Annotated in this window: 18 protein-coding genes, 1 tRNA gene and 4 pseudogenes (1 of these 23 only partly in view); 10 read left to right on the top strand and 13 right to left on the bottom strand. The window is 65.5% G+C overall.

What is annotated here, in order from left to right; translation table 11 throughout:
* Positions 1-1,273, bottom strand: partial view of a putative bifunctional diguanylate cyclase/phosphodiesterase gene (locus LAJ19_RS00805; RefSeq protein WP_225476449.1) — the 5' portion only. Its footprint begins 1,019 nt before the window's first position; only the first 1,273 of its 2,292 coding nucleotides appear in the window; it begins with the start codon at positions 1,271-1,273; the stop codon falls past the left edge of the window.
* A gap of 264 nt (positions 1,274-1,537) precedes the next feature.
* Here LAJ19_RS00805 and LAJ19_RS00810 point away from each other — a divergent pair, with 264 nt between their 5' ends.
* Positions 1,538-1,711, top strand: coding sequence for a hypothetical protein (locus LAJ19_RS00810; RefSeq protein WP_225476450.1), 174 nt, complete (start codon positions 1,538-1,540; stop codon positions 1,709-1,711).
* Positions 1,712-1,741: 30 nt separating this feature from the next.
* Entirely contained in the window at positions 1,742-1,954 is a 213-nt protein-coding gene (locus LAJ19_RS00815) for a hypothetical protein (RefSeq protein ID WP_225476451.1), read from the top strand.
* 138 nt (positions 1,955-2,092) lie between these two features.
* Here the strand turns inward: LAJ19_RS00815 and LAJ19_RS00820 are convergent, their stop codons facing one another.
* From LAJ19_RS00820 to LAJ19_RS00855, 8 genes are all read right to left on the bottom strand, one after another.
* Positions 2,093-3,736 (bottom strand): catalase, encoded by a 1,644-nt coding sequence (locus tag LAJ19_RS00820; protein WP_225476452.1) that lies wholly within the window; start codon positions 3,734-3,736, stop codon positions 2,093-2,095.
* Positions 3,737-3,928: 192 nt separating this feature from the next.
* A tRNA-Leu gene (locus tag LAJ19_RS00825) sits at positions 3,929-4,012 on the bottom strand.
* 268 nt (positions 4,013-4,280) lie between these two features.
* Complete coding sequence (locus LAJ19_RS00830; RefSeq protein ID WP_225477892.1) at positions 4,281-4,961, bottom strand: PHP domain-containing protein; 681 nt, start codon at positions 4,959-4,961, stop codon at positions 4,281-4,283.
* A 185-nt stretch (positions 4,962-5,146) separates the two neighbouring features.
* Positions 5,147-6,103 (bottom strand): diacylglycerol/lipid kinase family protein, encoded by a 957-nt coding sequence (locus LAJ19_RS00835; protein WP_225476453.1) that lies wholly within the window; start codon positions 6,101-6,103, stop codon positions 5,147-5,149.
* A gap of 74 nt (positions 6,104-6,177) precedes the next feature.
* Positions 6,178-6,381: a hypothetical protein gene (locus LAJ19_RS00840; protein WP_225476454.1), complete on the bottom strand. Its 204-nt coding sequence runs from the start codon at positions 6,379-6,381 to the stop codon at positions 6,178-6,180.
* Positions 6,382-6,843: 462 nt separating this feature from the next.
* A complete protein-coding gene (locus LAJ19_RS00845) occupies positions 6,844-9,831 on the bottom strand; it encodes an adenosylcobalamin-dependent ribonucleoside-diphosphate reductase (RefSeq protein WP_225476455.1) in 2,988 nt (995 codons plus the stop codon).
* Between the two features lie 283 nt (positions 9,832-10,114).
* Positions 10,115-11,077, bottom strand: coding sequence for an NAD(P)H-dependent glycerol-3-phosphate dehydrogenase (locus LAJ19_RS00850; protein ID WP_432804219.1), 963 nt, complete (start codon positions 11,075-11,077; stop codon positions 10,115-10,117).
* Entirely contained in the window at positions 11,074-11,826 is a 753-nt protein-coding gene (locus tag LAJ19_RS00855) for a class I SAM-dependent DNA methyltransferase (protein ID WP_225476456.1), read from the bottom strand. The genes LAJ19_RS00850 and LAJ19_RS00855 overlap by 4 nt, the downstream gene beginning before the upstream one ends.
* Before the next feature lie 188 nt (positions 11,827-12,014).
* Here LAJ19_RS00855 and LAJ19_RS00860 point away from each other — a divergent pair, with 188 nt between their 5' ends.
* A complete protein-coding gene (locus LAJ19_RS00860) occupies positions 12,015-12,476 on the top strand; it encodes a DUF2141 domain-containing protein (protein ID WP_225476457.1) in 462 nt (153 codons plus the stop codon).
* Positions 12,477-12,516: 40 nt separating this feature from the next.
* On the opposite strand, the gene LAJ19_RS00865 is transcribed toward LAJ19_RS00860, so the two are convergent.
* Positions 12,517-13,065, bottom strand: coding sequence for a DUF1802 family protein (locus LAJ19_RS00865; RefSeq protein WP_225476458.1), 549 nt, complete (start codon positions 13,063-13,065; stop codon positions 12,517-12,519).
* A 114-nt stretch (positions 13,066-13,179) separates the two neighbouring features.
* Between LAJ19_RS00865 and LAJ19_RS00870 the strand changes: the two are divergent.
* Positions 13,180-14,339 (top strand): annotated as a pseudogene (locus LAJ19_RS00870) (IS3 family transposase).
* A 32-nt stretch (positions 14,340-14,371) separates the two neighbouring features.
* Positions 14,372-14,560: pseudogene (locus LAJ19_RS00875) on the top strand (hypothetical protein); the annotation flags it as partial.
* Between the two features lie 72 nt (positions 14,561-14,632).
* On the opposite strand, the pseudogene LAJ19_RS21650 reads toward LAJ19_RS00875, so the two are convergent.
* The 3 genes and pseudogenes from LAJ19_RS21650 to LAJ19_RS21835 form a co-directional block, all read right to left on the bottom strand.
* Positions 14,633-14,803 (bottom strand): annotated as a pseudogene (locus LAJ19_RS21650) (hypothetical protein); the annotation flags it as partial.
* A complete protein-coding gene (locus tag LAJ19_RS21830; RefSeq protein WP_349774835.1) occupies positions 14,767-14,952 on the bottom strand; it encodes a hypothetical protein in 186 nt (61 codons plus the stop codon). The pseudogene LAJ19_RS21650 and the gene LAJ19_RS21830, both read right to left, overlap by 37 nt.
* A pseudogene (locus LAJ19_RS21835) lies at positions 14,929-14,985 on the bottom strand (prepilin-type N-terminal cleavage/methylation domain-containing protein); the annotation flags it as partial. The gene LAJ19_RS21830 and the pseudogene LAJ19_RS21835, both read right to left, overlap by 24 nt.
* A gap of 444 nt (positions 14,986-15,429) precedes the next feature.
* Between LAJ19_RS21835 and dnaB the strand changes: the two are divergent.
* The 5 genes from dnaB to nrdR all read left to right on the top strand — a co-directional run bounded on the left by dnaB (position 15,430) and on the right by nrdR (position 19,026).
* Positions 15,430-16,776: a replicative DNA helicase gene (dnaB, locus tag LAJ19_RS00885; RefSeq protein WP_225476459.1), complete on the top strand. Its 1,347-nt coding sequence runs from the start codon at positions 15,430-15,432 to the stop codon at positions 16,774-16,776.
* Positions 16,776-17,453: an NUDIX hydrolase gene (locus tag LAJ19_RS00890; RefSeq protein ID WP_225476460.1), complete on the top strand. Its 678-nt coding sequence runs from the start codon at positions 16,776-16,778 to the stop codon at positions 17,451-17,453. Before dnaB ends, LAJ19_RS00890 begins: the two co-directional genes overlap by 1 nt.
* A 164-nt stretch (positions 17,454-17,617) precedes the next feature.
* Positions 17,618-17,824 carry a hypothetical protein gene (locus tag LAJ19_RS00895; protein WP_225476461.1) on the top strand — a complete coding sequence of 69 codons (207 nt, stop codon included), beginning with the start codon at positions 17,618-17,620 and terminating at the stop codon, positions 17,822-17,824.
* A 30-nt stretch (positions 17,825-17,854) separates the two neighbouring features.
* Positions 17,855-18,583, top strand: a complete 729-nt coding sequence (locus LAJ19_RS00900; RefSeq protein ID WP_225476462.1) for an SDR family NAD(P)-dependent oxidoreductase — start codon at positions 17,855-17,857, stop codon at positions 18,581-18,583.
* Positions 18,580-19,026, top strand: coding sequence for a transcriptional regulator NrdR (gene nrdR / locus LAJ19_RS00905; protein ID WP_225476463.1), 447 nt, complete (start codon positions 18,580-18,582; stop codon positions 19,024-19,026). Before LAJ19_RS00900 ends, nrdR begins: the two co-directional genes overlap by 4 nt.
* Positions 19,027-19,080: the final 54 nt, after the last annotated feature.

Genomic DNA, 19,080 nt, shown 5'->3' on the forward strand with positions numbered 1-19,080 from the left:
TGAGCTGAAAGGTATCCTTGACGGTCAGCGTCAAGACGAATTCATCGCCCCCGAACCGGGCTACGTTATCCGCGCCGCGCACCGCAGTACGCAGGCGGTCAGCCACCTGCCGCAGGACGGCGTCTCCAGCCGCGTGCCCGTACCCGTCGTTAATCTGTTTCATGCGGTCAAGGTCAAGGAAGAGCACGCCGACCAGTTCACTCTGTCGCAGTGCAACCTGGATCCGCCGGTCGAGTTCTTCGTGCAATGCGGTGCGGTTTAACAGCCCAGTCAGGGGATCATGCCCAGCCTGAAACGCCAGGGTATTCGTGAGACGCCCATTGTCCATGACAGCCAGCACCTGCCGGGTGAGCAGCAGCAGCAGAATCAACACGGTGAGCGGTTCGAACAGCCGGCCCGACCGGGCGCCGTCAAGCACCACTGTAGACGAGAGGATCAGGGCCGCGGCGGGGAGCAGCATGTTCAGTCGCTGGCGCCGCCGGGTCGACAGCGCCCGGTGAGCAGTTCCGGCGGCTTGCGTGGTGAGCTGAAGGTACGCCGCCGTCCCGAACGCTGCGAACGCCAGTGGCCACAGCAGGTCCAGTGGCCCACCGAGCTCGTATGCACCCTGGGCAGCCACCCGGGCGTACAGCATATGCGCCACGAGCAGCCCTGACAGTCCTCCACCGAGCAGGGCGAGTTGTGCCCGGTCCAGGCTGCGGGGCCGCCAGACGGCCATGGCCACCACCAGCGACACCAGGACCAGGTCACTGAGGGGATAAGCGACAGCCACACCAAGCGCGAAAGGCTGCTGGGCGTAACGGTCGAGCAGGTCCGGCAGGGACAGGCGCCACAGGCGGTTCCCGGCCGCCGTGATGATGATGGTGACGTCCAGCAGGAAACTCAAAGTGAGAAGGCGCGAGGTGGGAGCCTCCCACAGGTGCAGAACACCCAGCAGGAAACACGGCGCCAGCATCAGGTACCCGATGTCCGCAGCCGAAGGAAACGTGGACCGTCCCGACAGATCGAGCCACACGTACGCCGTCTGTCCGGCCGCCCAGCACCCCAGACCTGCAGTGAAGAACCACCAGGCGCGCTGCACTGCCCCGGACTCGCGGACGGCAAGCGATCCCGTCAGCAGCGCCGCCAACAGGCACGCCGGGAAGAAACTCAGGTTACCCAAAATGGGTCTCAGAGCTTCAGGTCGGCCGCCGGTGACCAGCCAGAGCGCATGCAGCCCAACAGCCGCCACCAGAGTGGCGTACAGGACCGTCACGCGCTGGACGCGGCTCATCGGTCGTTTTCCATGACTCGTTCATCATGATGGGCAATCACTCTCTGAACTCTGACGGGGTGGTGTCTTTAGGTGGACTGGCACTGCAATCTGAGCCTTTACGCAGCAGATTCAGGAAACCCAAGGAGCCCTGGATGTTTACCCCGGGCCGCCTTCAGTGGCCTGTCATCCACTCGCTACTCTCGTAGGGGAAGATCAGCACACCACTTTCCTATGCTCACTGGCCCTCGTGTCCCCACGTCTCTTGATCCTAAGGAGCGCACCATGACGCAAGCTGAGAAGAAGAACGACCCGGACCATAAGCATGACCGCGACAATGACCCCAAGCCGGGTGGGCAGCGCGACCCCGGGAATGGTCAGCCCAGCCAGGATGACCGTGACAAAGACGGTCGCCGCAATGGCAGTGAAAGCGGCGGCGGACGTACGGGCTCGAATTGACCAGTCCCCCTTTTTTCCAGGAGGTTGATCATGTCGGACAAACAGCTGCCGGATGACCCCAGCCACACCACACGCCTGACCGAACAGAAAGCCGCGGACCTGAACGCCGAGCCCGGCCGTGGTGCCAGACCGGTTCCGGGCGCCCACATGCACGAGCAGGAAGTGGACCAGCACCTTTCCAGCGACAGCAGCGCGGACCTGCTTGACCCTGAAGAAGGCCCACGCGAAACCAGAAATAAGTGAGGCTCAGGCCACGGACCAGGGCAGCCAGATCCCACCAGGAGAGGCACCGGATCTCACTGTCGATCCGGTGCCTCTCCTGGTGGGCGGCTTCCTCAGGCGGAGCGCGCCTACCGGGTTAACTGGTCAAGCTGCCTGTTCCTAGTAGGGCCGGGCCGGCTCGCTGCTTTGCTCGGTGTCCCTCACCGCCTGTTCCTGCTGACTCTGGGCGTGAACGTGCTTCAGCCCGTCCGCAACCCGGCGGCCATACTCAGCGTCGCAGCGCGTGAACAGTTCCACCATGCGCTTCTGGATGCGTTCATCCACAGGGGCAAGGGCGTCCACGAGGTTGCGGATCAGCTCGTCGCGCTCCCAGTCCTCGAAGGCGCGGTACCGCTCGCCGGCCTGCTGAAAGTCGTTCGTGCGGTCAATGGTCTGCCGCACCAGCGGGCCTTCAATGTACGGCGTGTGCGGGGTGCCGGACGGCGCAGCCTCACTCAGGCCGTTCAGCATGGACGGCTCGTAGTTCACGTGCGGATTCTGCCCCGGGGCGGTGTCCACCCGGTACGCCATCTGCCCGTCGCGCTGGTTGGTCGCCACGTGCTTCTTGGGGGCGTTGATGGGCAGCTGCAGGTAGTTGCTGCCCACACGGTACCGCTGCGTGTCGGAGTACGAGAACGTGCGGCCCTGCAGCATCTTGTCGTCACTGAAGTCCAGGCCGTCCACGAGGACGCCCGTGCCGAACGCCACCTGCTCCACCTCCGCGAAGTAGTTCTCCGGGTTGCGGTTCAGGGTCATCTTCCCGACGGGCAGGAACGGGAACTGGTCCTCAGGCCAGAGTTTCGTGTCGTCCAGCGGATCGAAATCCAGTTCCGGGTGCTCGCCGTCACTCATGATCTGCACGCACAGTTCCCACTGCGGGAACTGACCGGCCTGAATGTGGTCGAACAGGTCCTGCGTGGCGTGATTGAAGTTCTTCCCCTGGACCTGCTCTGCCTCCGCCTGCGTGAGGTTCCGGATGCCCTGCAGCGGCTCCCAGTGGTACTTGACGAGCACGCCCTCTCCGGCTGTGTTCACCCACTTGTAGGTGTTCACACCTGAGCCCTGCATCTGCCGGTAGTTGGCAGGAATGCCCCACGGGGAGAACAGGAACGTAATCATGTGCATCGCTTCGGTTGTGTGACTGATGAAGTCAAAGATCCGCTGGGTGTCCTGCCGGTTGGTGACGGGATCCGGCTTGAACGCATGCACGAGGTCCGGGAATTTCATGGCGTCCCGGATGAAGAAGACCTTGAGGTTGTTGCCCACCAGGTCCCAGTTGCCGTCCTCGGTGTAGAACTTCACGGCGAACCCACGCGGGTCACGCAGGGTCTCCGGGGAATGGCCCCCATGAATCACGCTGGAGAACCGCACAAAGACAGGCGTCTGCTTGCCTTTCTCCTGGAAGAGCCTGGCGCGCGTGTACTTGCTGACCGGTTCGTCGCCGACCGTGCCGTACGCCTCGAACACGCCGTGTGCGCCCGCGCCGCGCGCATGCACGACGCGTTCGGGCACGCGCTCCCGGTCGAAATGACTGATCTTCTCCAGGAAGTGGTAGTTCTCCAGCGTAACCGGACCGCGCGCACCGACAGTCCGCAGGTGCTGGTTGTCCGTGACCGGATGGCCCTGCCGGGTGGTGAGGGTCTGCGCGGTCTCTCCGGGCGCCTGACGGTTATCCGCGGCGCCGCCCACCCCCTCTACCGCGGTGCCGTCCTGGCCCTGCGACTGTGCCGTGTCGTGTGGGGTGGGCTTGTGCTGGTCATCCATGCCACCCGTTATACCGAAGTCAACTCGGGAAACATTTGCCTGTCGTTGAGATGCGCTTGAGGCAACCTCCTCAAAGGCCAGTGGCCCCGTCCCCCTCCGGTGCTGAAGCGGGCGGAGAACCGGACGCGGCCGGGCCGCTGCCTCAGGGCGGTTCAGCAAAACATCTCTCCTGACACGCAGGAGAGATGCGGGTGGTGCCGGGAACGGGACTTGAACCCGCACGCCTTGCAGCGGCCGATTTTAAGTCGGATGCGTCTACCGTTCCGCCATCCCGGCCTGCTCCCACAAGCGGAAGCCTGCACAGTATAGAAGAAAGGCCACCGCTGCGCAGGAAAACAGTGATGGAGCAGGGGACGTCTGCCCGGCGTCCCCTGCTCCATCAGGGGCCAGCACGGGTGTTGACGGCAGGGTTTCTCCCGGCGCTCCGCTCAGGAGGCAGGTGATCGCCCCGCCTCTGCCTGATACCTTCGGAGCGCCCAGGAAGAGAAAGAGGGTGCGGGTGAAAGAACGGGTTCGCTCTACGGACTGAACTGCGCCGTGGCGGTCAGTTCCGCCGGAACTGCCCGTGAAAGTTCCGCCACTGCTTCTGGCCGAGCGCGTACACCGGGTGCGTCCACCGGCCCGCCACCACGCCCTCCCGCAGCGACTCAATCAGCTGCGGCGGGGTGTGAATCGTCCGGAAGGGCGTCTCCACCCACGCCTCACCGATATCCCGCAGGGTGTGCGCGTCACTGCCCGCACACATGGGCAACTGGCGTGCCTGCGCCCACGCCTGCGCCGCGCGGTTCCAGTGATGACGCGACAGCCGGGAATTGAACGTCTCCACGAGATCGACCTGCTCCGCAATGCGTTCCGTTGCGGCCGGTCGCAACCGGTACCGCTTCAACGGATCGAAGCCGTGCTGCAGGAGCACCAGCCCCCCCTGCGCCCGGATCTCCCGGACCGTCTCCTCCGGGGTGAGTTTCGGCGCAATACGCTCCTGCAGGAACAGCCCGATCAGTTCGCCTTCGCTGGTCGTGATTTCCTCACCTGCGATCACACTCAGCCGGTCCTCAAGCCCCATGTCCCGCACCAGTGCCTGCAGCGCTGGTCCACCCCGGAACTCGTCATGGTCTGTGACGGCAATGACGCGGGTGTTCGTGCGCAGCATCCACCCCGGGATGTCCCGCAGCGGCGTGCGGCAGTCATGACTGACTTCCGTATGCACGTGCAGGTCCATGCGCATCACCTGCACCCCGGCGCGCCACACCAGGTTGTTCTGCCGGGCCGCACCGGGCCGCGGCGCCCAACCCAGCGCCCCGCCCACGCGGTCCTGCAGGGCGTGCACGAGGGCCACCGGCCACGCGCGCCGCAGCGGCACCTGCCGGGCTTCACTTGGGTTCAGGGGCGGCAGGGGCGGCCTGGACTTCGTCACGCGTCTGCTCCGGCCGCCTGAGCCGGCACGGGCACCAGCACCCGCAGCGCCGCCGGCCACGCCTCGATCAGCACGCGGCCCGTCACGCCCTGCATCGGCTCGCGCACCTCTGCGTCCACATGAAAGGCCTGCCCGGTGTACGGAATTTCCACCCGGGCTGCCCGGGTGCTTTCCACACTGCTGAGCGCCTCGAAGTCATCCCGCGCCAGGGCCGCCAGATACGCCAGCAGTCCCTCCCGGCCCGCCGCGTCAATGCGCACCACGTCCAGCTGCCCGTCTCCCGGGTCCGCGTTCGTCGCGAGGCGCAGCCTCGGCCCGGTCGCCTTGGTGTTCATGACCTCCAGCAGCGCGAACGCCGTTTCGGGCAGCACCTCGCTGTCGAGTGTCACGGCGGCCGGCGGAGGATCAAACGTCGTGAGGGCCGTCGTGAGCGCCTGCACGGCCCGCAGCGGACTCTTCCCGCCTTCCGGGTCGTACTCCGCCATCACGTCCGCGAAGGCCCCGCACCCGCACGCCTCCAGGAACACGTCCTCGCCCCAGGGGCCTTCCACGCGCCCCAGGTCGAACGGCTGTTCGGTCGCCTGGGCGTACAGGGCGATCACGTCCAGCGGTTCGCCCTGTACGCCCAGGGTCCGGGCCACGTTGTTCGCCGTGCCCATGGGAATCACGCCGAGCGTCACCCCGTCCCGGCCGGCGAGGTGCAGGGCCACGGCCCGCACCGTGCCGTCCCCGCCGGCCACGAACACCGTGCCCTGGGCGTCGGCCAGGGCACGTTCGAGTTCCTCCTCCCCGGTGGTCGCCCGGTATACAGGCTGGAACCCGATGCCCTGCAGGGCCGTCACCAGAAGGTCCGGCGTGCAGCGCGTACTGCCGCCCGCATTCGTGTTGAAGATCAGGATGGCCGGGCCGCGCCGCAGGTCGCTCACCGGAGGCGCGGTGTTCAGTGCTGTCATGGCGTCACTGTAGCCCCCGCTTCGGCAGGCCGCCTTCAGCAAATCATGACCCGCCCGGTGTACGCCCGGGCAGCTCAGGCCTGCCGGTGCGCGTCCCGGTCCGCTTCTCGTTGTGGGTTCCGGAGGGCCGCCCAGTCCTCGAACGCCAGCGCCGGCAGCAGCGCGAAACTTCCCACGAACAGGCTGGCCACGGCCGCCGGCACCCGAATGGGCGTCCGGCCGTTCAGCGCGAGGTACAACGCGCCGAGCGTGCTCAGCGCGCCCACGTCCATGAACATGACCCGGGCGAACGAACTGCGCTGCAGGGTTTCCCGCGCCCCCGGTTCACCCGGCCGGGCCGAACACGGCGGTCAGCACCAGCAGCAGCCACAACGAGCCGAACAGACGCAGCCGGGCAGGGGAGGGACGGCGGTACTCGGAAAGGGGCATACCGGCAGCGTACCGGCACAGGCCGAACGGACTGAATCAATTCACACTGGAGTACGGCAAAACCATGAACTCCGGCGGACTGGGCAAGGCCGAACTGGAAATGAGGTCACCCGCGCAGGCCTGGCGTGAAGGGCCCCGCAGTCCTGCCCCGTCGCTCACCGGTCCTGAAGGCAGAGATGCCCCGGAGCCTCACTGCGCCTAACCTCCACCGGCGCTGTGGTCAGGTCTGAGCCCCGATTCGCTCCGTGCGGGGCACAAAAAGCTGCCTTCCCCAACTGGGGAAGGCAGGCGGGTGGAACCGGCGGTTTACGTCAACCGCACTTGCTGTAACCGCAGGCCTGGCATTTCAGGCAGCCTTCCTCACGGATCACGGCTTTCTCCTCGCACACGGGGCAGCGTTCCCGGGCCATGCCGTCCACGCTCACACCCGCAGGGGCGGCGCTTACAGGCTGGGCGGTGTCGGTGCTGCCACCCGCCAGAGGGGGCAGCTGCGCAGCGTCAAGGTCCTTCTGGAAGGTTTCCAGCGCCACGGCGATCAGGTCGGCCTTGCTGCCCACGAGGCGGCCGTTATAGCTGCCGTACAGGCCGCCATTGATGCCGCGCAGGGTCTTGACGATGGCCTGAGCGGGCACGCCGTGCTGAAGGGCGATGGACACCACGCGGCCAAGCGCTTCGCTGTCGGCGTTCGCTTCGTCCCCGGCGCGCCCCGAGATGACCATCACTTCGACAGGTTTACCGCCGAGTTCATTGACGGTGACGAGGAAGCTGCGGCGGTGGCCGCTGGTGGGATCGGTGAGTTTGACCATGTCAGTGATGCCGCGCAGGCGGGTGGGGCGCTCGTACTGGGGTTTGCTGGACAGGGCGGGGGTCACCCTGGCGGCAGGGGCCGGAGTGGCGGATTCAGGGGTGGGACGCTGTTCGCCCATAACGTCCGCGGCGGCGCTGGCTTCCGCGGCAGGCTCGTCCTCCTTCCTGGTTTTCTTCTTGCTGGTACTCAGCACCTGGAACTGCCGGGAGCCGTCGCGGTACACGGTGATGCCCTTGCAGCCGGTCATGTACGCTTCGCTGTAGGCGTCCTGAACATCCTGGACGGTGGCGTCGTTCGGCAGGTTGATGGTTTTGCTGAGGCTGTTGGCGGCGTACCCCTGCGCGTCAAAGGCGCACTGCACGACGCCCTGCATGCGGACGTGATCGACGGGCTTGATGTCGTGCGCGCACACGAACACCTGCTGGAGGGCGTCGGGGATGAAGGGCAGGCCGACGACGCTGCCGTGGTTCTCGCTGACGGCTTCAGTGACCTTATCCCAGTCCCAGCCGCCGTCCCTGGTCATGCCCTGCGGAGCGGGGTACGTTTCGAGGAGTTCCACGAACAGCGGAGCGAGGAGGGCGCGGTACTCGCTGCCGATCTTGCGCCAGATAAACGGACTGAAGATGGGTTCAATGCCGGAGGAGACGCCCATGAGCATGCTGGTGGTGCCGGTGGGCGCGACAGTCAGGACGGCCACGTTCCGGCGGGGGGCGTGGGGGACCTTGCCGGGGTTGCGGGTGTACACGGCGTACACGCCGCGTTCCTCGCCCAGCCGCTCGCTTTCGAGAATGGCTTCCTCACGCAGGGCGCTCATGATGTCGTAGATGGTGCGGCGGCCAGCGTCACTGTCGTAGCGCAGGCCGAGTTTGATGAGGGCGTCGGCGAGGCCCATGACGCCCAGGCCCAGGCGGCGCAGGTCCTGGCTGGCCACGCGGTTGTCCTCAAGCGCGAAGACATTCACGTCGAGCACGTCGTCGAGGAAGCGCACGGCGGTCCGGACATCCGCGCGGAAGGTGGCCTCGTCGAAGCGGCTGTCCCTGACGTACGCAGCCAGGTTGATGGCGCCCAGGTCGCAGGGTTCGCCCACCGTGAGGGGAATCTCGCCGCAGGGGTTGGTGCTGCGGATCTCGTAGCGCGCGCCAAGGTTCTTCAGGGCGGAGTACTCATTGATGCGGTCCACGAAGATCAGGCCCGGTTCGCCGGTGCTCCAGGCGTGCTGCGCGATCTGGTCCCACAGCCACTGCGCGGGAATGGCGGGCGCGCCGTCCTTGGTGGTGTACACGGGAACACCCTGGGCGTTGTCGTCCGCCCGGGGGGGCAGCTCAGGGAGGGTGCCGACGTACGCTCCGGGCTGCGGCGCCAGGAAGTACTTGCCGGGGACCTCCTGGGCCTTGACGGGCCACAGTCCGCCCGCCTGAAGGGTGTCCCAGAACGTGCTGCTGACCAGGATGCTGATGTTGAAGGTGCTGATGTCCCCTTCGGCGGCCTCGCGGTCGAGGTCCTTGGCGGTCAGGAAGTCCAGCACGTCGGGGTGCTCGATACTGATGGTGGCCATGCCCGCGCCCCGGCGCGTGCCGCCCTGCCGCACCACGCGCAGCACCGGGGCGTACACGAAGCGCAGGGTGTTGATCGGGCCGCTCTGCTCCGCGCCGCGGTTGGCCCACTCAAGGAAATTATCGAAGATTTCAAGCAGGAAGCTCACGGGCCCGCTGCTGGTGCCGCCCGAACCCTTGATGGGTGCGCCCTCGGGCCGCATGACGCTCAGGTCGATGCGGGGTTCGAGGCCCATCTTGGCGTCATCGGCAACCTTGCGGGCCGCGTCAATGATGCCGCCCATATCGTCCGGAACGGCCTGCACGCCTTCAGGCAGACTCTTGACGACGGAGACCCCATTCGAGCGGGCCAGGGCCACCAGCTCCGGGTTGATGACCGGGCCGTACACCACACGGGTCCAGTTGCGCACCGCGATGGGCTGCTTGTCCCCGTCCGGCTGGGTGGGGGGGCGCATGAGCCCCTCAATGAAGTCCTGCACGTCGGGGTGTGCGGCGCTCATATACACCCAGCCGCGCACCCCGGTGTCGGGGCGGCTGCTGTCGGCGCGGGGCGTGTAGACGTCGAGGTTCACGCCGTTCCCGCCGCCGACCTTGGTGACCAGCGCAAGTTTCCGCGCGACTTCCATGACGCCCTCAAACGTGTCGGGACTGTGCTCGGTGGCGCCCTGCACGAAGCAGTTCAGGACGTTGCCGTGCTGCGTCCCGGCGCCGGCCAGGACGCGCCCGCCCGGGCAGAATTTCTTCTGGGCCATCAGGTCGTAGTACTGCTGCGCCCAGTGTTCGCGCACCTCGGGCGCCTCGGCCCCCGCCACCCAGGTGGCAATGCGGCGGAACATGCCGCTCAGGTCACCGTCGCTGCTTTGCAGGTACTGCCGCCGGGCGATGTGGTGGGCGTTCTCGTCGAAGTTGGTCAGGGGTTGCGCACTGAGGGTGGTCACAGAGGGATCTCCTTACAGGGGTTGGGGGCAGGAGACCACAGCAAGAACCCGCACCGCCCCGGGTGGGACCGTGAGGTGGCGCTTGCAGTGGGTGGCCGGTGAAGTGGGCCGTTCCTGAGATGGCTGACTGTACCACCCGCCCGCAGGAGGTACAAGCACTTGTACGTCCCTGCCCAGTCGTGTACAAGATAGAGTGAAATTGGCAAACATGAAGATTCGCTGAAAGGCGTGTGGTACGCCGGATTTCTCTCCAGCGCCCCAGCAGGGGAGAAGCACACACCCCTCAGTGCTGCTCGGGTTTCGCCTCCCGCTCCATCAGGCGCGCCACCCCATCGCGCGGACTCCACTCCCCCCGCGTCACCTGCGCCACCGCCCGCACAATCGGCAGATCATGCCCGTGTGCCGCCGCCCACGCATCCAGCAGCCCCGCCGTACGCAGGCCCTCAACCACCTTCCCCCCCTGCCCCGGGTGCTCCCCCCGCCCCATCGCCTCACCCGCCGCACGGTTCCGGCTGTGCCGGCTCGTGGCCGTCGCCACCAGATCCCCCAGCCCACTCAGCCCGTACACCGTCTCCTCCCGCGCGCCCAACGCCCCCAGGTACCGGTTCATCTCCCGCAACCCCCGCGTGATCAGCGCCGCCTTCGCGTTATCCCCCAGATTCAGACCATCCACCAGACCCGCCGCGACCGCCATCACGTTCTTCAACACGCCGCCCAGCTCCACGCCCGTCTCATCGTCACTCGTGTACACCCGCAACGCCGGCGTCATCAGCGCCCCCTGCACCACCCGCGCGAAACCCGCGTCCCGGCTCGCCACCACCGTCGCGGCCGGCAGCCCCCGCCCGACCTCCTCAGCGTGATTCGGACCGCTCAGCACCGCCACGCGCGTAAATCCCAGCTCACGTGCCAGCACCGACAGCTGCCCCCCATCCGGCGCGAGCCCCTTGGCACACAGCACCACACCCAGCTCCCGCGGCAACGCCGCCAGCAGATCCGGCACCCCGACACTCGGCACCACCACCAGCGCAAAGGGCGCGTCCGTGATCGCCTCCCCCAAATGCGCTGTCACCTCCAACCCCGCCGGTAGCGTCACCCCCGGCAGGTACTCCACGTTCACCCGGTCCTCCTGCAACACCCGTGCAAACGCTCCCCGCCGCGCCCACAACCGCACCGGACCGTTGCGCGCCGCATTCACCGCCAGCGCCGTCCCCCAGCCGCCCGCCCCCAGCACCGGCAGCGGTCTCACGCTGATGCTCCAGCCCACGCAAAAACCCACACGCGCGGCGCATCCGGCGTGGGCGGCGCGTAATCCGGGTACTCCACGATCTCCCACCGCGCAAACCCGGCTGCCGCCAGCAGCGGCTCCAGGTCCGACGGATCGTACCCACGTTCCCGGTGCGTCTCCACAAACTCCAGCTCCCCCACCCGGCAGAACGCCTGCACCACCCCCACATCCGCCTCCGCGTCGTAGTGATGCGACCAGTGGTAATGCACCTCCTCGCCATCCGGCAGCGGCGCCAGCCCCTCAATGGCGTCTCCCTCCCACAACTCCCGCACCCCCACGCGCGTGTTCACGTCGAACGCCAGCAGGCCCCCCGCGACCAGATGCGCCCGCGCCCGCCGGAGCGCCGCCCCGAGATCCTCCGCCCCCAACAGATTGTTCAGGCTGTCAAACACGCAGGTCACAAGCTCAAACCGCTCGCCCAGGTCGAAGGTCCGCAGGTCCCCCTGCACGAACGGCACCCCCGGCAGCCGACCCCGGGCCTCCACCAGCATCGCCTCACTGAAATCCAGGCCGGTTACCGCCCAGCCCCCACCCACCAGTTCACGGGTAAAGCCGCCCGTTCCGCACGCCAGGTCCAGCGCCCGCCCAGGCTCATTCAGCCCGCCGTCACGCGCGTAAGTCAGTACGAAATCCGCCCAGTGGTCGTACTCCACGTCCGCCATGATCGCGTCGTACACGGCGGCCAGCGCTGTAAACGGCTGCCTCTGCATGAACGGAAGTATAACCCCGCCCCTGTCAGTCACCGGTCCGTGCCCTCACGTGAAAACTCCGCTCCACAACCCCACGTGTGAACAGCCGGTGAGGCAAGGAGCAACGCAACCCCTCTGGCCCCACCCCTCCTGCGCCCGGTACGGTGAACACAACCGCCCCGCGCGCCACCCCAACCAGGAGGACCACCATGAAAACCATCCTTGCCGCCACCATCCTTGGCACCCTGACCCTCAGCGCCTGCACCCTCGCCGGCAACCCCATCCAGAAAGACGTCACCGGGCAGCTCAGCGGCTTCAACGCCAACCAGAACCTCGGTCTCGCCATTGTCGGTTTCAACAACGGCCAGTACACCGCCGACGGCACCCAGAGCCAGGTGATCGACAAGTACCTCACCAACGGCTTCTCCCTTGACCTGCCCCGCAACGTCCCGTACGGCACGTACCGCGTCATCGTGTTCCGCGACGCGAACAACAACAACCGCTACGACACCGGCGACACCGTCCTCAGCCGGGACAACGGCAAACGCCTCATCTACGCCCAGCGGGACAACCAGTTCGTGAGCGGCACCAAGGCCGGCTGGAACCTCGTGAACCCCGACGGAACCGTCCAGACCACCCTGCTGAACAACTACGACCTCACCGCGCAGTAAGACTGGGGCAAAAAGAGAGGGAGCTTCATAAGGCGCCCTCTTAGCTGTACATCAGGCTTTCCAGTTGCATTTGCCTCTTGAGCAGTTCGTCTTCCGGCACCACTGGCTCCCCTGGCTTCATCAGTACGTCACTTAAGGGAACCCAACTGACGCAGCCCAGCATGCCCGGCGTTTCCGGCAAGACCAACGGCTCCAGCAGCGGCCGTACTCTCAACAACAGAGCGTGTACCCACGGACGATTTCGGTATTTGAAGCGCCGCTCAATCGCCGGAGCTGTCAACGCCTGCAATGGCTCGAGCTGCAACGCTGTCTCCAGAGATTCCACTCGGTGGACTGCCACGACTTCTGCCAATGCGGAGAACTGAATTACACCTGGCTCAGGATCATCGCGGAGAAGCTCGCGGTAGTTTGCCTGCAATTCATCAGGGTTCTGGTGAAGGAACGTCGGGTACAGGAGAAACGACCGGTGTTCGACCTCGAAGCCCTCATGGGTCTCCATGATTCCACCCTTGCGGACCAACAGCGACAGCTCTCCAGATGTAAGCAGGCGGGACTGTACATCCCATTCTTTCAGGGCACTCAGGCTCATGCCTCAGATGGTAAGGCACTCTTACGGTCGCCTTCAGTTCTCACGCAGAGAAATTCTGAGGGTGACCCAGTTTTGCGCAGATGGAGATAAGCCTCGAAAATAGGGGGCACCATCATGACGAACCGCAGAACGCACAGCGCCGAGTTTAAGCGAGACGCTGTCCAACTCGCCCGAACCAGCGGCAACTTGACGGGCACGGCCCGCGACTTAGGCAGCAACGTCTCACTGCTGCGCAAATGGATCAATGCTGAGCAGGACAAGGGCGAGAGGGCCTTCCCCGGTCAGGGAAAGCAGAGCTTGACCCCAGAGCAGCAGGAGATTCAATGACTCCGCAAAGCGAACGAGATTGTGCGCCAGGAGAGAGAAATCCTAAAAAAAGCGGCGGCCTTCTTTGCCAGAGAGACCACACGCTGAGGTACCAGTTCATCCACGATCACCGGGAGCAGTACCGCCTGGACGTGATGTGCCGGGTGCTGGAGGTGGCGGTCCGTGGGTACCACAGTTGGCGAAGAAGGCCCATCTCCCAGCATCGACAGCAGGATGTGCTGCTCCAGCAGCACATCCAGAACTCTCATCAGCGGCGCAAGGGGCGATACGGTGCCCCACGCATTCACGCAGAGCTGCGCGCCGAAGGGGTCCAGGTCTCCTGGAAGCGCGTCGCGCGTCTGATGCGTGCCGGAGGTCTGCGGGCCAAGGGAAAACGCCGCTGGATCCGAACCACCGAGAGCGGTCATGCCTTCCCGGTCTGTCCGAACCTGCTCGACCGTCAGTTCGACGTTCAGCAGCCGAACCAGGTCTGGGCTTCCGACATCACCGATGTACCGACCAGAAAAGGCTGGCTGTCCCTGGCGGTCACCCTGGACCTGCACTTCCGCGCGGTGGTGGGTTACGCCATGGACGCTCAGATGCCCGCCATCCTCCCGCTGGCCGCCCTACACATGGCAGCCCAGCGCCGTCGTCCCCCTACGGACCTCCTGCATCACCGCGATCAAGGGAGCCAGTACGCCAGTAAGCTTTTTCAAGCTGAACTCGCTCGCCGAGGAGCTAAAGGCAGTATGAGCCGGAAAGGCGAGTGCTGGGATAATGCTGTGGTAGAGAGCTTTTTCAGCTCCCTTTTCAGGGAGCTGTTCGAGGAAGTCATCGTTGATAACCGCACCGTTGCCTGTCAAGCCATCTTCGAGTACATTGAAATCTTCTCCAACCGTCAGCGCCGTCACTCCACCCTCGGGGACTTGACGCCACTGGAGTTCGAACACCAAGCGACAGCCGCTTAACCTCAGCTACGCAAAAACGGGGCAGGCCCAGACCGCCCTACGCCCCTGAATTGAATCCCATCGAACTGGTGTGGGCGTATGTGAAGCGCACTGTGTTGGGGAACTTCTGTGCCCGCTCGGTCTCGGTGCTGAAAGCGAAGCTTGTCGTTGCCTGGCAGCGGGTTCGGTACATCGACATGCCTCATCAGCTCATGCATGCGAATCTATGCGGCTATCAATAAACCCATGCCGCTTCATGTGACCTCCTATAAAGAAAGCCGCCCCTAAGGGGCGGCTCTTCCTCTGAGCTATGATCAGGGCGCGGTGCTGGTGCCGGCTTTGATTTCCTTGCTGTCGTAGGTGAAGGCCGTGCCGTTGACATATATGGTGTTCACAACGAAAACGTCGGTGTTGGTGGTGCCCGGGATGACGGCGCAGGTCGTTGCCTTCACAGAGGCAGGATCAGCAGTTTTGCCAGTAGTAGCGGCGCAAGTGGGGGCCGTAGGGGGAGCTTACCGGTGACGCTGTCATGGAGGGTTTCCACGCCGCTGACCATGCTGCGGATGTAGGACTGGGTGGCCGTGTCGTTCGCACGGTTGTTGGAGATCAGTATGGCGGCGAGGATCCCGATGATGGCGATAACGATGAGCAGCTCGATGAGAGTGAAGCCTTAGGGGCTGTTCTTCCTGGTGTTCTACTGGGTCGACTCGCCGGTTAAAGAATAGATGGGACCGGTGAATCTGGGAAGTGCAGGGCCTAGTTGGCTCTTGCCCCCCTGGCTTATGGACATGGTAAGCCCGCATTCCTCACAGGACCTTTACGGAATCGGTCATTGTGGAACATTTGTTTTTGCGTGTGCTGGGGCGGAAAAACCCGTCTAGGACTGCAGATGCTTTCACGCAGGTCCTGTGCTCGGGTTTGTAAGAGTTGCATTCCTGGGTCTGTGCAGGCTGGGCGGTGGTATGCTGCTGGGCAGTTCAGCCGGAGCCTTGCGGGTCCGGCGAATGGGATGACCTGCGGGGCGTCCCCATTTCATTTTTGTCGTCATGTGCAGTTCCGCGGCCACCTGAGGGCTTAGCGTGACGCGCCGTGGCGGAAGAGAGGCTCGATTTTGGAACTCACGCCGCGTGTTCCGCCGCACAGTAATGACGCCGAGATCAGCGTCCTGGGCAGCATTCTGCTTGACAACGACACGCTCGGGCAGCTGGGAGATTCCGTGACGCCCGAGATGTTCTACCGGGAGGGTCACCGGAAGATCTTCACGGCGATGCGCACCCTGCAGGAGCGGGGTGAGCCAGTGGACCTCGTGACGCTCAGCGAGGACCTGCGTGTGAAGGGGCAGCTAGATGAGGTGGGTGGCCTGACCTACCTGATTGGCCTGTCCGATCAGGTGCCCACGGCGGCGTACGCGGAGCATTACGCGCGGATCGTGCAGGAGAAGGCGACCCTGCGGGCCCTGATCAGTGCGTCCGGAAAGGCGATGCAGCTGGCGTACGAGGCGCAGCTGCCGCTGGAGGACCTGCTGGACCGCGCGGAGAAAATGATCTTCGAGGTGGCGGAGCAGAAGAAGAAAGGTGAGGCGTTCCAGGCGATGAATGAGGTGGTCACAGAGACCTTCGAGTACATCACGCTGCTGCACCAGAACAAGGGCATTCCGGATGGGGTGAGTACCGGGTTCCGTGACCTGGACGAGCAGATTTCAGGATTGCAGAAGGGCAGCCTGAACGTGCTGGCGGCGCGTCCGTCCATGGGGAAGACGGCGTTCGCGCTGTCGATTGCGCAGAACGTGGCGTTACGAGGCGAGAAGGCCGTGGCGGTGTTCAGCCTGGAGATGCCGGCGGTGCAGCTGGCGCTGCGCATGCTGTGCAGTGAGGCGCGCGTGGACATGAACCGAATTCGCAGTGGTCAGCTGAACGAACGGGATTTCGAGCGGCTGGCGCACGCGGCGGGTCGCCTGGCGGACGCGCCGATGATCATTGATGACGAGGCGGACCTGACGCTGAACAACCTGCGCAGCAAGTTGCGGCGCATTGCGGCGCAGAACGGGCAGCTGGGGCTGGTGGTGATTGATTACCTTCAGCTGATGTCTGGCGGGAAGAGCACGGGCGGCAGTGACAACCGGCAGCAGGAGATCAGCACGATCTCGCGTGGCCTGAAGGGCCTGGCGCGTGAGATGGAGGTGCCGATAATTGTGCTGTCGCAGCTGTCGCGCGCGGTGGAGCAGCGGCCGAATCACCGGCCGATGCTGTCGGACCTTCGTGAGTCCGGCGCGATCGAGCAGGACGCGGACATCGTGATGTTTATTTACCGCGACGAGTACTACAACAAGGAAACGGACCAGCAGGGCATTGCGGAGATCATTGTCGGCAAGCAGCGCAACGGGCCGGTTGGTACGGTGAAGTTGCAGTTTCACAGTGCGCACGTGCGGTTTAACGATCTTGCGCCGGAGGGCGTGTAATGGCGGAAGATCAGGCGAAGGCGGCAGGTCAGGCGGGCGGGCAGCGGCGGCGGCGCCGGCGCCGGGGGGGCGGTACGGCGCAGGCCCGGCCGGGTCAGGTGACGAGCACGACGGCCACGCCGATTCCGGCGGCGCCCAGCAAGCGCGGGCAGAAGCGGCCGCTGGCCGACCCGCGGATTGGCGTGGGCTGCATCGTGCTGCGTGGGGACGAGATTCTGCTGGTGCGTGAGCGGGGCCGCTGGTCGCTGCCGAAAGGTGGTCTGGAGGCCGGGGAGCTCGTGCAGGACGGCGCGCGGCGTGAGACGTTCGAGGAGACGGGGCTGGTCGTGGAGTTGCGGGACCTGGCGTTCATCGTGGAGTTTCAGGCGGTGACGTGGGGGCATCACCTGCAGTTCTTCTACACGGGCCGTGAGGTGGGCGGGAAGCTCGAGCCGCGGGACCCGGACCGGGATGTTCAGGAGGCGCGGTTCGTGCCGATCCGGCAGTTGCGGGAGTTCATCCGGTTCCGGCCGAGGCTTGTGGCGCTGGAAACGTGGTTGCGGGAGCGCCGGCCCCGGCACTTCGTGTTCAACCTGGATAAGGAGCCGGCGATGTTGCGCAAGCGGCGCCGGGTGGGGGAGCCAGCGGCAGCGGTGCGCGGGGCCGAGCCGGAGTTCACGGACGAACCGGATTTATAGGACTTGGCGTGAGGTAAGGGCGCGGTAGGAGGGTTGAGGCCGGTCGGCGCTGGTCTCGCGGGAGGAACCGGGCGAGAGGGGCGGGTGTTCAGTCTCTTTCGCCTTGGCCTGACGGAATTGCCTTTGGGCATATTTGTCCTAAGTTGATCTGCTATAGTCGTAATATGAAGCGACTGTTCCGCCAGGAGGCCGATCCACTGCCCGCCAGCGGGCGCGGTTACCAGCACGTCTGCCCGCACTGCCGCCAGCCCATGACCCTGCACGACCTGCGCGACGGCGATCAGGCCTACTGGTGCCATCCGTGCGGGCACGGTCACCGCGCCGGTGATCCACCGGCCGAAGCCCTGAAACCCCTGCCGAACGCCGGATAATCCCGCGCCCGCTTCGGTATGCTGGACCCTATGACCCAGCACCCGCCCCTCACCGCGGCCTCCTCGCACCCCACAACCCGTGAGGTGCTGGTGGGGCAGGTGATCGCCGTGACCGGCGCGGACCAGGGGTACGGCCGGACCATCAGCGCCGCTCTGGCCCGCGCCGGCGCCAGCGTCGTCCTGATCGGCAACAACAGTGAAACCCTAGCCGCCGCCGCCAGCCAGATGGAGCAGGCCGGCGGGAACACCATTCCCATCAAGGCGGACGTGGGCGTGCCCCTGGACTGGCTGAGCGCCCAGACGCGCATCCTTGACATCTTCGGTTCACTGCACGGCATCGTACACCTCGCTGACAAACGCGCGCACACCGAGTTCACCATGCTCAGCGAGAACGAGTGGATGGAACTCTTCAACTGCAACGTGAAAAGCAGCGTGGCCATTGCGCAGATCATCCGCCGGCGCCTGCCGGGCACGTGGCTCACGATCATCGGCCCGCATACCGACGAACGGGGCCTGCACGTGCATCCGCAACGCGGCGCCATTCAGGGCCTCGTGGAGCACGCCCACCGGGAGGAACTGCGGCTGAACCTGCTGCTGCCCACCCGCGCCAGCAGCGGCGACGAGGCGCTGGACCGGCCAGTCACGAATGCCGTGCTGTCACTCGCATCCCCCGGCATGGCTTCCCTGCGCGGCAACGTGATCGAGGTGCCCCTGCCGCCCATTCCGAAACTGCGCGTGCATGAGGTACCGTTCCTGTGAGATGCCCCTACTGCTCGGCGCCGGACAGCAAGGTCGTGAACTCCCGGCCCAGCGACGATGGAGCCAGCATCCGGCGGCGCCGGGAGTGCCTGAACTGCGCGCGGCGCTTCACGACCTATGAGCGCGCCCAGCTGGAGCCGCTGATGGTCGTCAAGCGCAGCGGGCCGCGCGAGGCGTTCAATCCGGACAAACTGCTGCGCGGACTGGTCCTGGCCACCGAGAAACGCCCCGTGGACCAGGACCTGCTGCGCGCCTTCGCGTACGGCTTCGAGGACGAGGTGCAGACCAGCGAGATTCCCAGTGAGGAGATCGGGCGGCGCGCCATGACCTTCCTGCGCCCACTGGATGACGTGGCATACATCCGGTTTGCGAGCGTGTACCGTGATTTCGACAGCCTCGAGCGGTTCATCGAGGAGATCCGCGGCCTGAAAGACGAGCAGTAGCGGATGCACATGCCCCAGGAGGGCATGTTCCCTGCGGGGTGTACCTCGCGTAGC

The sequence above is a fragment of the Deinococcus taeanensis genome (genome assembly GCF_020229735.1).
Classification (GTDB): Bacteria; Deinococcota; Deinococci; order Deinococcales; family Deinococcaceae; genus Deinococcus; species Deinococcus taeanensis.

Coding starts and splice junctions, on each gene's coding strand:
- LAJ19_RS00810 (WP_225476450.1), top strand. CDS start 1,538: ATGACGCAAGCTGAGAAGAAGAACGACCCGGACCATAAGCATGACCGC.
- LAJ19_RS00815 (WP_225476451.1), top strand. CDS start 1,742: ATGTCGGACAAACAGCTGCCGGATGACCCCAGCCACACCACACGCCTG.
- LAJ19_RS00820 (WP_225476452.1), bottom strand. CDS start 3,736: ATGGATGACCAGCACAAGCCCACCCCACACGACACGGCACAGTCGCAG.
- LAJ19_RS00830 (WP_225477892.1), bottom strand. CDS start 4,961: ATGCGCATGGACCTGCACGTGCATACGGAAGTCAGTCATGACTGCCGC.
- LAJ19_RS00835 (WP_225476453.1), bottom strand. CDS start 6,103: ATGACAGCACTGAACACCGCGCCTCCGGTGAGCGACCTGCGGCGCGGC.
- LAJ19_RS00840 (WP_225476454.1), bottom strand. CDS start 6,381: ATGTTCATGGACGTGGGCGCGCTGAGCACGCTCGGCGCGTTGTACCTC.
- LAJ19_RS00855 (WP_225476456.1), bottom strand. CDS start 11,826: ATGCAGAGGCAGCCGTTTACAGCGCTGGCCGCCGTGTACGACGCGATC.
- LAJ19_RS00860 (WP_225476457.1), top strand. CDS start 12,015: ATGAAAACCATCCTTGCCGCCACCATCCTTGGCACCCTGACCCTCAGC.
- LAJ19_RS00865 (WP_225476458.1), bottom strand. CDS start 13,065: ATGAGCCTGAGTGCCCTGAAAGAATGGGATGTACAGTCCCGCCTGCTT.
- LAJ19_RS00890 (WP_225476460.1), top strand. CDS start 16,776: ATGGCGGAAGATCAGGCGAAGGCGGCAGGTCAGGCGGGCGGGCAGCGG.
- LAJ19_RS00895 (WP_225476461.1), top strand. CDS start 17,618: ATGAAGCGACTGTTCCGCCAGGAGGCCGATCCACTGCCCGCCAGCGGG.
- LAJ19_RS00900 (WP_225476462.1), top strand. CDS start 17,855: ATGACCCAGCACCCGCCCCTCACCGCGGCCTCCTCGCACCCCACAACC.